Raw genomic sequence first — 12,464 nt, 5'->3', positions numbered from 1 at the left:
CAGAGCCAAACATGATAGAGTTTAGAAAGAAACTTGGGATGTCCATTCTAGGATTTTACCACAGGTACAAATCCTGGGCCTGGTATACGAAAACATTCTTCTGGGCAGGCCTGGTGGTTGCTGCGCATTGGTTGTACCTATTGATGCTGATCCTCGTTTTTCCACCGGTTACCACCACTCAACTTGCCAGCATTTTTTCCGGACAAGGCTGCCACCGGGATTATGTGAGCTTCAGGAATATTTCGCCTCATGCAGCTCTTGCTGTTATCGGATCCGAAGATCAGATCTTTTTGGAGCACAATGGATTTGATTTTGAAAGCATTGAAAAAGCACTCGAACACAACAAGAAAAAACCAAAGCGCATGAGGGGTGCATCAACCATCTCCCAGCAGGTGGCAAAAAACGTTTTTCTTTGGCAGGGAAGATCCTGGATTCGAAAAGGACTGGAAGTATATTTTACCCTGATGATTGAATTGCTCTGGTCAAAAAAAAGAATCCTCGAAATGTATCTCAACTGTGCTGAAATGGGTAAAGGCGTTTTTGGCATACAGGCGGCATCGCGGGCTTATTTTAATACAGATGCAAAGGACCTGAGCCGCGAACAAGCTGCTATGATTGCAGCAAGTTTACCCAATCCGAAAAGGTATAAGGTCAAACCGCTGTCTAATTATGTTTCTTTCAGGTATCCATGGGTCATGCAACAAATGGATCAGTTGGAACCGGATGAAAATATTCAAAAGTTGTTGAAAAAAGCGTTTACTGAAAAAAGGCGGAAGACCAAAAGATAAAATGCGGATCAGGCTTACAGCCGGAAGCATAAAACTCAAAGCTCAAAGAAGAGAGTTCGTTCAGCTGAAATTTCAAAAAAATTTTAATTTACAGGAACTTTAAGTTTTAACATTGGATTTACCTAAAAGCCTAAAAGCCTAAAAGCCTAAAAGCCTAAAAGCCTAAAAGCCTAAAAGCCTAAAAGCCTAAAAGCCTAAAAGCCTAAAAGCCTAAAAGCCTAAAAGCCTAAAAGCCTAAAAGCCTAAAAGCCTAAAAGCCTAAAAGCCTAAAAGCCTAAAAGCCTAAATCCCGATAAAATTGCATAATATTTTAGTAAAGAAAAAGTTAGCTTTATTTTATCGGGCCTAAAAGCCTAAAAGCCTAAAAGCCTAAATGCCTAAAAGCCTAAAAGTCGCCGCTCCTTCCCAATATCCCTTCTCATCCATTCCCCAAAATTTTCAACAGCGCTTTTAATTTATTTAAATCGAGCGCATCCGGCACGCCTAAATCCAAGACGCTTTCTGTGAAATCACCGGAACTCCTCAACGCACAATGTATTCTCCTGCAACCGCTCTCTTGTAATATTTGCTTTACATTGCCGGCATCTATTTTTCCACCGGCAACCCATTCGATTTGCTGGTTTAGGATCTGGTTCCATTTTTTTAAATTTTCAGATCCTTCAGCAGCTGTATGTTTTCCACCGGAACTAAGCACCCGGTCAAATTGGTAATCTGCCAGCTGAAAAATAATTTCTTCAACATGAGGAGTCGTGTCGATCGCTCTGTGAAAAACCAATGTTGCACCCATGGACGTTCGAACGATTTGTTCCATGAAATTTTGATCGAGGGTACCGTCTTCGCACAAAGCACCTATGACAATGGCATCAACACCGGCATCGAGCCCTCTGGAAATTTCATCGAGCATAAGCGCTTTTTCTAAAGTGCTGTAATGAAAATTTCCTTTGCGAGGGCGGATCAACATGCCCAATTCACCGCTAAATATTCTTCGGGACAGATGAAGCATGGCATTGCTGGGTGTGAGGCCGCCACAATCTAAATCCATACACAATTCAATTGCAGGGATATTGCAGATCTCTGCTGTCTGAACTGCATGAATATCGGCACAGCATAATTCTATGACTGTGCTTTCTTGAATCATATTACTAAAGAAATAATGAATTAACGCAAACGCAGGTAGCGTTTTTCTGCAAATTCCCAATTGACTACATTAAAAAATGCAGCGATAAATTCCGCTCTTCTGTTTTGATACAATAAATAATAGGCATGTTCCCAAACGTCTAATCCAAGTAAGGGATTTCCTCCGCAGCCCGTAGATGGCATTAAAGGGTTATCCTGATTGGGCGTAGAACAAATATCGAGACCACCTCCCGGTAGAACGCAAAGCCAGGCCCAACCAGATCCAAACCGGCTCATTGCAGCTGCTGAGAATTTTTCCTTAAAAGCTTCAAAACTTCCAAAACTCGTTTGAATAGCTGCTGCCAGCTCATCTTTAGGTTCTCCACCGCCGTGCGGAGACAAGCACTCCCAAAACAAGCAATGGTTATAATATCCTCCACCGTTGTTTCTTACCACCATATTGTTCATATCGAGATTTTTCAGGATCTCTTCGATGGTCATTGAATCCAGAGCTGTGTCTTTGATTGCGTTGTTGAGATTGTTGGTATATGCAGCATGGTGTTTGCCATGATGAATTTCCATCGTACGCGTATCAAAATGTGGTTCGAGCGCCTGATGTGGATAAGGAAGATCGGGGAGTGTAAAAGGCATAAATATTTTTTTTGTTGGTTAATAGTTAACGTAAATATACTGTTACGGGTTTACTAAAACTCGATTTTGTTTAATTGGAAACCGGCAAATTTTTAGAACTCAGCTTTTTTTGTAATATGGGGTGTAAAAAAACACTCGAAAGCAAAAGTAAAACACCCAGGTAAAAATACAAATTAAATTCTTTGTGTTCGTTGAAGATCGCTATCGCGAGTACTATTCCATAAACCGGCTCCAGATTGAAAGCCAGCATGGCCGAAAATGCACTTAAATGATGTAATGATTTGAGTGCCAGAACATAAGCCACAACAGTGCATAAAAAAGACAGGATGATCAGATAAAAGAGATCAGAAAAGTCGGGCATGAATTTCAGATTTGGTTGAAAGAAGTATAAAAAAGGGAGTAATATGCTGAGCATCAGCCATACTGCAAACAACTCAAGCCATGAAATCTGGATGGGAGTAGCCAGGGAAATATATTTCTTGTTCAGGCTGGCAAAGATTGCCGAGAAAAATGCGGCAAGGATTCCAACCAAAAAACCTAATCTGTATCCAAGATCTATGTTCTGAACGATCATCCACATAGCCGGAATCGTTATTAATCCGATGAAAAGATCAAGCCGGTCCAGGGGTTTTTTGTTGAAAATACTTTCAAAAACGGCCGTGAATACTGGAATAAATGCCAGACAGATCATTGCAATGGAAGAATTTGAAAGTTTGATGGAGCCATAAAAACACATCCAGTGAATGCAAACCACGATACCAATACCCAGAAAAATGATCAGGCTTCTCCTGCTGAGGGCTTTCAGGCCTCCATCCTGTTTGAGATTCGGCAACATAAATACCCAACTCAACAATGCCCTCCACCAGATCAGGGTTAAAGCGGGAAGCAGGATAATTTTTCCCAGAATGCCCGTAAATCCGAAAAGAAATACGGCCAGATGCAGATTTAATATGGCTTTTTGCCGATCGTTGATATTCATTTTGTAAATTGACACAAATATCTATTTTTGTGCCCGCTTTCACAGCAACACATGCATAGTTTAAGAATTGGCGAAAAAGCACCGGGTTTTACCCTCATTTCCAACGAGAAGAAGGAAGTCCGTTTATCTGATTTTTCAGGAAATAATGTTGTTTTGTTATTTTTTCCTTTTGCTTTTACCGGGACCTGCACAAAAGAATTATGTGAAATAAGGGATCACATGCAATTTTACACACAGTCGAAAGCACAGATCCTGGGGATTTCAGTGGATTCGCCCTATGCATTAAATAAATACAGGGAAGAGTTGAACTTGCCTTTTCTTTTACTCTCCGATTTCAACAAGCATGTTTCCAAAGCTTATGATTGTCTTTACGAGGAGTTTGCATTTGGTTTGAAGGGGGTTTCCAAAAGGGCCGCTTTTGTGATTGACGGGGAAGGAATGCTTCGTTATCAGGAAATTTTGGAAAATGCCGGAAGTTTACCTAACTTCGACGCTGTGAATAAACTATTGAATAATCTCAACTGATTCAATGATGCCACAAACAAATCCGGGTAGCTGGGAAGCCCTAGAAGATGAAGTCCTGTTGGAAGAATATACAGGAGAAGTTGCAGAACTCATCGTGATCAACGATGATGTTAATACCTTCGACTGGGTCATCCAATGTCTGATGGAAGTATGCAAACACAGTTTTGAACAAGCTGAGCAGCTCTCGCTCATTGTTCACTTTAAAGGAAAAGCCGTTGTCAAAACAGCCAGTATTCAAATCCTGTTACCGATGAAAGATGCCTTGTGTGAACGAGGTCTCTCTGCGGTGATTGAGACGATCAAGGTATAGGATGTATTTGCGTCAAGCTTGGAAACAGCTTGAGTGATTTGGCCAATAATTTACTTTTTAATTTAGTTCAATTTTATCAAGCTAACAATTGTTAGTTGTATTATTGTCGTTTGGTTAGCAAATTTTTTTTGGGCAATAATAATGGTAAGGACTTAACCCACTTTGCTCACTCAAGTATTCCAGCCTTACTATACAAGTCCGTCTTGTGCCATCAAAGAATCCATCTATCTTAATAAAGATATCAGGGCTACGCCCCTGATGATTGGCTCGTGATTTGTTTTACGAAGATATCAGGGCTACGCCCCTGATGATTGGTTCGTGATTTGTGTTACAAGATTGAGGGCTCCCCTGTGATGGCTGATGTGTTACGAAGATTAGAGGGCTACGCCCCTGGTGATTGGTTCGTGATTTGTGTTACGAAGATTAGAGGGCTACGCCCCTGATGATTGGTTCTTTATTTGCGTTACGAAGATTAGAGGGCTACGCCCCTGATGATTGGCTCGTGATTTGTGTAACGAAAATACCAGGGCTACGCCCCTGGTGATTGGTTCTTTATTTGTTTTACAAAGATTAGAGGGCTACGCCCCTGATGATTGGTTTGTGATTTGTGTAACGAAGATACCAGGGCTACGCCCCTGGTGATTGGTTCGTGATTTGTGTAACCAAGATACCAGGGCTACGCTCTTGATGATTGGTTCGTGATTTGTGTAACGAAGATACCAGGGCTACGCCCCTGATGATTGGTTCGTGATTTGTTTTACGAAGATTAGAGGGCTACGCCCCTGATGATTGGTTCGTGATTTGTGTTACGAAGATTAGAGGGCTACGCCCCTGATGATTGGTTCGTGATTTGTTTTACGAAGATTAGAGGGCTACGCCCCTGATGATTAGTTCGTGATTTGTTTTACGAAGATTAGAGGGCTACGCCCCTGATGATTGGTTCTTTATTTGTGTTACGAAGATTAGAGGGCTAAGCCCCTGATGATTGGTTCGTGATTTGTTTTACGAAGATTAGAGGGCTACGCCCCTGATGATTAGTTCGTGATTTGTTTTACGAAGATTAGAGGGCTACGCCCCTGATGATTAGTTCGTTATTTGTGTTACGAAGATACCAGGGCTACGCTCTTGATGATTGGTTCGTGATTTGTGTTACGAAGATTAGAGGGCTACGCCCCTGATGATTGGTTCGTGATTTGTGTTACGAAGATATCAGGGCTACGCCCCTGATGATTGGTTCGTGATTTGTTTTACGAAGATTAGAGGGCTACGCCCCTGATGATTAGTTCGTGATTTGTTTTACGAAGATTAGAGGGCTACGCCCCTGATGATTAGTTCGTTATTTGTGTTACGAAGATTAGAGGGCTACGCCGTTTTTTAATTTGTGGCCCAATTTATAATCATTGATTTATGAAAACACGTTTCACAAGTAGCCCAATCCATGAACCTTGGTTGGTTTGATTTCAGGATTGCCTTGATTCCTTAGCATCAACTTTTTAGACATTTTTAAACAACTAAATCAATTGAACAAAAGTAAACACTTGAATCTCAATCTTAAAATAATGGTTTATTTAATGAATCTTAAAAATCACTTTTCCTATACATTGCATTAGAATTGAGATATTGATAATCTGGGATCATTTCAGGGGCGTAGCCCTAAAATCTTTGTAGCAATAATTTAACAACCAATTTTCTGAAGGGGCGTTAGCCCTGACATTTTACTGATGCAACCATTCAAATACATATTTTGGGTTATAATCTACCTCATATTTATCAAGCAGCTTTAAATATTCATCCTTGAATGTTTGCTTTTTATGGTGCGCTGGTTGGTTCAAAATATATTTTACCACGCTGTCAATATGTGATTTGGAATAGGTAAAAGCCCCAAATCCATCTTGCCAACTAAATCTTTTGTGGATTAGGTTTTTATCATTTATCCATTTGGAGGAACCTGATTTAACTTGCTCCATTAATTTTGATGTTGAAATGGTTGGGTGCATGCCCACAAGAATATGGGTATGATCGGGGTTTGCATAGATAGCATAGGTTTTACATTTATAATTGGTGATGATTCCACACATCACTTTTTCCAATTCGTCTCGAAACGATTCAAGAATTAGATTTTCTCGGCCTTTGACCACAAAAACAAATTGAATGTATAATTGGGTATATGTATTTGCCATAATTATATATCAGGGCTACGCCCCTTATTGTTGGTTATTGTATTGTTTTACGAAGATATGAGGGCTACGCCCTTGTTTTTATTTATTATGCATTTTTCTTCTCATAAATTTATGTAAACAGGCTTTTTCTTGATTGAATGCATTTGTCATATTGAAGATACCAGGGCTATGCCCTTTATGATTGGTTCGTGGTTTGCGTTGCGAAGATATCAGGGCTACGCCCCTTATGATTGGTTCGTGATTTGTGTTACGAAGATTAGAGGGCTACGCCCTTTATGATTGGTTCGTGATTTGTGTTACGAAGATATCAGGGCTACGCCCTTTATGATTGGTTCATTATTTGTGTTACGAAGATTAGAGGGCTACGCCCTTTATGATTGGTTCGTGTTTTGTGTTACGAAGATATCAGGGCTACGCCCTTTATGATTGGTTCATTATTTGTGTTACGAAGATATCAGGGCTACGCCCTTTATGATTGGTTCATGATTTGTGTTACGAAGATATCAGGGCTAAGCCCTTTATGATTGGTTCGTGGTTTGTGTTACGAAGATATCAGGGCAACGCCCCTGATGATTGGTTCATTGTTTGTGTTACGAAGATTAGAGGGCTACGCCCCTGATGATTGGCTCGTGATTTGTTTTACGAAGATTAGAGGGCTACGCCCCTGATGATTGGCTCGTGATTTGTTTTACGAAGATTAGAGGGCTACGCCCCTTATGATTGGTTCATGATTTGTTTTACGAAGATATCTGGGCTACGCCCTTTATGATTGGTTCGTGATTTGTGTTACGAAGATATCTGGGCTACGCCCTTTATGATTGGTTCGTGATTTGTGTTACGAAGATATCAGGGCTACGCCCTTTTTTAATTTGTAGCCTTTTTATATTTATTAATTTACGAAAACAAGCCTTGCATGTAGCCCAAATCATGATCTTTGGTTGGTTTGATTGCTGGATCTTGCTTTCATACAAAAATTAGAATTTATTTTGTTGGTTTATCGTTTAAGTTTCCATTTTTGGCACAAATCAAAGACTTTCGCCTGAAGGAGAATAGAATATATTTTTACTTTTGTTTGATAATTAATAAATTAAAGGCATTTGTAAAAACTATCCATAGTTACCAAAAATCTAACATTTATTTTGTGATCCCGTGTGAATACATACTCCACGAAAAAAACTACTTTCTTCCGGAGCTGGGCAGCGGACTGGTTAATGAATTATTATTTATCGGCGGTAGTTTGCAATTCGAGGAAATCCTGGTGCGCTATTCCAATGGCATGTTTCCCTGGTATCATGCGGATGAACCTGTTATGTGGTTTGGACCGGTACCACGCCTGGTTTTGTATCCTGAAAAACTCAAAATTTCAAAAAGTTTATCCTTGCTTATTAAAAAAAATATTTTTCAATACAGCATCGATTGGGCTTTCCTGGATGTGATGCTTCAATGTAAAACGGTACACAGGTCCGGACAATCTGGTGGGAGTTGGATTCATGAGGATATCATCCATGCATATCTGGAATTGCATAACAAGGGGATCGCACATTCAGTGGAAATTTGGAATAATGAACAACTGGTGGGTGGATTGTATGGTTTGGGCATCGGAAAAATGTTTTGTGGCGAATCAATGTTTTTTAAAGAGAGCAATGCTTCAAAAATTGCTTTGACTGGTTTATGTATCGAACTGCTGAATCGAAATTATGAATTCATCGACTGTCAACAGGACACACCTCATCTCACTTCAATGGGAGCAACACTGTTGAGTCTCGATTCTTTTAAGGAATTGTTGAAGAAAAATAAGAATAACCGGATTGAAGGAAGTTCATGGACAAAAGCACCAGGACCTATCCATGCATCCGATCTCCAATTATTCTCCTAATTTTGCCAGGTATTTTAATTTATAGAGCTTATGAGATCATTTTTCGCATTGGTTATATTATCATTTTGGCTTCAAACTGCATTTACACAGGTTAAACCTGAGCCATTATTTGGTGTTATTGATGCCCCGGACTATATTCAGTTGATTCATAAAGAAATCCCAAATGTATTTGAAGTAGAAAAGTCTTACAGGGAATATTTTAAAACACATCCCTTCAAAAAAGACCGCTTTAGCCAATATTACAAAAGGTGGATGTCCTGGGCGAGAGGGCATATGGACAATGAAGGATTTGCAAAAGAAAAATCAGTCATCGAACTCGAACGCGAAGAAAAAATTACAAGACAACTTCGAATGCCATTGGAAAACAGGCTCAGGAACGCCCCCGATTGGAAATTCATGGGCCCTGCCAAAACTTTTCATACTGATGGACAGACCAAAGTGACCTGGCAAACCAATATTTACTGTCTGGATATTTCTAAATCTGATCCGAACATCCTCTATGCCGGAGGTGAGTCAGGCGGAATCTGGAAAACAATTGATAAAGGTTTGAATTGGGCTCTGACTACCCGGGACGTTTTGCATGGTTCCTTTAATGCTATAGTCATTCATCCGGATAATCCCGACACCGTTTTTGCTTCAACTTCCGGTAAGATCATTAAATCTACTGATGGGGGTTTATCCTGGTCGACGGTGTATACTGAAAATGGCTTGAATTGTTATGATTTTGAAATCCACAGCCAAAAACCACAGATCATTTTTGCCGCAGGAAATAAAGGTTTGTTATTTAGTGAAGACGGGGGCAAAACCTGGAATAAAAAATGGACAGAATTATGCTGGACGCTCAAAGTGAATGTTGACAATCCGGATATCTTTTACTGCATTCGTCAAATGGGGAGTTCAACTGAATTCATGACTTCCACTAATGGAGGTTTAAATTGGAATTCCAATACGATCAATTGGTATGTTCCAGCTGCTGGAACACAAGTTACAGGTGCGATCATTGCAATTTGTCCTGATAATTCGCAAAAATTATATGCGTATCTCTGCGGACAAGGAGGCACTCTAAATGGATATGTAGGTGTGTTTGTAAGTGCAGACGGTGGCACTTCATGGAATAATACCAACCCGAACAATGCCATCGGGGGAACATACAGCATTCCTGCCCACACCAATCTGATGGCACACAATGGTACAGACGGATTTGATCAGGGTTTTTACGATATGGCGATCATCGTAAATCCTCAAAACGAAAATGAACTGATAGCCGGGGGCACCTCCTGGTTTAAAAGTATAGACGGTGGAAAAACCTGGACTGCGCTCGGAAGTTATGTGGGAGGATTGTCCTGGAGTCATCCCGATATTCAATGCCTGGAGGCTGTAGGAAATGATTTGTGGATTGGAAGCGATGGCGGCCTTAATTATTCCAGCAATTTTGGCATCAGTATGGAAGCACGAATGGATGGCATTTCAGGTGCAGATTTGTGGGGATTTGATTCGGGTTGGAATGACGATATTCTGGTGGGTGGAAGATATCACAATGGAAATATGGCCTGGAATGAAAATTTTCCATCACAAACATTTTACCGGATGGGAGGCGCGGAATCTCCAACAGGTTACGTGAATCCCGGTCCCGGAAGAAAAACGTATTTTTCAGATATAGGCGGTTATTCCTTAAATGGAAATTTGATGCAGGGTGTCCGTTATTTTCCGGTAGGATTGTTTCCAAATGAATCTTATGCCTATTATGCAAACAGTCAGATGCTCTGGCATCCCAATTGCTGGAACATTATTTTTCTGGGCAACGAGAATAAAATCTGGAAAAGTGAAGATGGTGGCAGTACTTTTCAACTGCTCCATACATTTCCGGGAAATGCAGATCATAAAGTATACGAAATTGAAATTTCCAGAAGTCATCCCTTGGTCATGTATTGCAGCCAATGGGACGGCACCGATGACGCGATGTGGAAAAGTGAAGATGGTGGATTCAGTTGGAAAAAATTAACGGCTTTACCTCTGCCCAATAATAACGATCGCGTCAAGATGTCGCTGAGTGCCGGGGATCCAAAAATATTATGGGTGGCTGTGACCTATGGATCCAATGGTCGAAAAATATATAAGACCACCGATGGCGGAGCATCCTGGATCAATTTGACAACCGCAATTCTAAATGACGTAAGGATTTCAGATGTCTTGCATGCTTCCGGCACAGACGGTGGCATTTATCTCGGAACAAACCGCGGTGTTTTTTATCGCAACAATGCCATGCAGGATTGGCAACCATTTTCTACAGGATTGCCTTTAAGTGCAGAAACCAACCGCTTGAAACCTTTTTACAGAGACGGAAAACTAAGAAACGGATGTTGGGGATTTGGAGTTTGGGAAACTGAATTGTTCGAAAACTCCAGTGTGCTTCCAAAGATCATGGCAGATAAATTGCAATCCAATTGTCTTCGCGATACTTTTTATTTCGATGACCATTCGGTATTACATCATGCCGGTGTTTCATGGAACTGGACTGTTGAAGATGCTGCCTACGCGATCGGGCTGGATACCCGAACCCCTAAGATTGTTTTTAATTCTAAGGGTTATAAAAATGTGATCATGCACATCAAAAGCCCAACAGGAATTTATACAGACAGTTTGACAGTATTTGCCGGCGATGCATGTGAGATGGATAGTCTGCCAGGGAATGCTTTGTTTTTGGATGGTTCTCAAGGGTATGCCCAGGTGCCGTCTTTGGATAAATCTACGAACCGGTTAACGATGATGGCCTGGGTTAAATCTGCGGGAGATCAGAATAATTGGGCAGGCATTCTTTTTTGCAGGAGTAACAGTCAGGCAGCCGGGCTGAGTGTCCTCAACAATGGCGACCTCCGTTACCACTGGAATAGTGGAGGCTACAATTGGAACTCACAGGCCAGACTCATGCCAAACGAATGGACCCATCTTGCTTTGGTTGCCGAACCTACGGGAATTACCATTTATAAAAATGGAGTAGCCTACAGGCACAACGTTTCAATTAACGAACACTCGTTCGTTAGCCCTATTTCAATAGGGGCCGATTTAAATGGAGGAGACCGTTTGTTTAAAGGTTTGATCGATGAAGTATGTATTTACAACCGGGCACTAACTCAAAATGAAATCAGAGAAATTATGCATCTTACCAGGACGCATAGCGGAGACAGCGGATTGATCCATTATTTTCAATTTAATGAAGATCAGGGAAGGATTTTAGATCGGAAGGGAGTTTCGCATGCTTCCTTAAATGCAACCGCCATCAGAGAACTATCGACGGTTCCAGTGGGACCGGGATACAGTCATCGCCTGGACATTCGTGGAGCAGGCATTTATCAATTCGGTAATACCAATTTAAATGTCGAAACGACCGACATCGGAATTTTTCCCAACGGTGAACTTTGCGTTACCCGAATCAATTTTATTCCGGAAATGTATTTTAAGCCCAACAACTATCCGGGCAGTCCCAGTTATTGGATCCTGCATAATTATGGAAGCAACAGCACTTTTACTCCGTTTAAAAACATCGAATTTGATAAGATCGGATGGGTATCTGCGAATTCACCTGCTGCAGATTATCTCTTGTTTAAAAGAGTTCCCAACGCAGACACCAGCCTTTGGGAATTTGTTAATAATGCCAGCGGAATCAATCCTTCTCCAAATGGTTCTGTGAATTTTGAAAATGCCAATGTCCAAACCGAAGCACAGTTTCTGGTGACCAAATCGTGGAATGATACGCTGGTGGTAAATAACAAACAAATTCAACAGGATAGCAGAGATCCTTATGTTTGGATTTATCCCAATCCTGTTCCGGGACATGATCAATGCTTTATTAAAACCAATTTGACAGAGGAGCTGAAGTTAAAATTGGTCGATTCCCATGGACGACTGATAAAATCACTATCATTCCTGCAGCAAACTGAACTGGATCTGTCGGAACTTGTACCGGGAAATTACTTTGTTATATTCGAGACATCCCGTCAAATGTTCTTGAAACAATTGTTTAAAACGAAAGAATAAGTTT

General features: G+C 40.8%; 9 protein-coding genes. 5 read left to right on the top strand and 4 right to left on the bottom strand.

Annotation, left to right across the window (positions count from 1 at the left end; translation table 11 throughout):
* Positions 1–38: 38 nt before the first annotated feature.
* Positions 39–788 (top strand): monofunctional biosynthetic peptidoglycan transglycosylase, encoded by a 750-nt coding sequence (mtgA, locus tag IPM34_13890; GenBank protein MBK8956627.1) that lies wholly within the window; start codon positions 39–41, stop codon positions 786–788.
* 418 nt (positions 789–1,206) lie between these two features.
* Here the strand turns inward: mtgA and IPM34_13885 are convergent, their stop codons facing one another.
* The 3 genes from IPM34_13885 to IPM34_13875 all read right to left on the bottom strand — a co-directional run bounded on the left by IPM34_13885 (position 1,207) and on the right by IPM34_13875 (position 3,549).
* Positions 1,207–1,926, bottom strand: a complete 720-nt coding sequence (locus IPM34_13885; protein MBK8956626.1) for a hypothetical protein — start codon at positions 1,924–1,926, stop codon at positions 1,207–1,209.
* Positions 1,927–1,946: 20 nt separating this feature from the next.
* Positions 1,947–2,555 carry a superoxide dismutase gene (locus IPM34_13880; GenBank protein ID MBK8956625.1) on the bottom strand — a complete coding sequence of 203 codons (609 nt, stop codon included), beginning with the start codon at positions 2,553–2,555 and terminating at the stop codon, positions 1,947–1,949.
* A 70-nt stretch (positions 2,556–2,625) separates the two neighbouring features.
* Positions 2,626–3,549, bottom strand: a complete 924-nt coding sequence (locus tag IPM34_13875) for a DMT family transporter (GenBank protein MBK8956624.1) — start codon at positions 3,547–3,549, stop codon at positions 2,626–2,628.
* A 36-nt stretch (positions 3,550–3,585) separates the two neighbouring features.
* On the opposite strand from IPM34_13875, the gene IPM34_13870 reads away from it, so the two are divergent.
* Both IPM34_13870 and IPM34_13865 read left to right on the top strand, forming a co-directional pair.
* Positions 3,586–4,059: a redoxin domain-containing protein gene (locus IPM34_13870; GenBank protein ID MBK8956623.1), complete on the top strand. Its 474-nt coding sequence runs from the start codon at positions 3,586–3,588 to the stop codon at positions 4,057–4,059.
* Between the two features lie 4 nt (positions 4,060–4,063).
* Positions 4,064–4,369 (top strand): ATP-dependent Clp protease adaptor ClpS, encoded by a 306-nt coding sequence (locus IPM34_13865; GenBank protein ID MBK8956622.1) that lies wholly within the window; start codon positions 4,064–4,066, stop codon positions 4,367–4,369.
* A gap of 1,715 nt (positions 4,370–6,084) precedes the next feature.
* Here IPM34_13865 and tnpA read toward each other — a convergent pair.
* A complete protein-coding gene (tnpA, locus tag IPM34_13860; protein ID MBK8956621.1) occupies positions 6,085–6,549 on the bottom strand; it encodes an IS200/IS605 family transposase in 465 nt (154 codons plus the stop codon).
* 1,141 nt (positions 6,550–7,690) lie between these two features.
* On the opposite strand from tnpA, the gene IPM34_13855 reads away from it, so the two are divergent.
* Positions 7,691–8,425, top strand: a complete 735-nt coding sequence (locus IPM34_13855; GenBank protein MBK8956620.1) for a leucyl/phenylalanyl-tRNA--protein transferase — start codon at positions 7,691–7,693, stop codon at positions 8,423–8,425.
* 30 nt (positions 8,426–8,455) lie between these two features.
* Entirely contained in the window at positions 8,456–12,460 is a 4,005-nt protein-coding gene (locus tag IPM34_13850; GenBank protein MBK8956619.1) for a T9SS type A sorting domain-containing protein, read from the top strand.
* The last annotated feature ends 4 nt before the right edge of the window (positions 12,461–12,464 follow it).

Source organism: Saprospiraceae bacterium (assembly GCA_016716185.1).
GTDB lineage: Bacteria > Bacteroidota > Bacteroidia > Chitinophagales > Saprospiraceae > Vicinibacter.
This window is presented reverse-complemented; position numbering and strand designations above follow the sequence as displayed.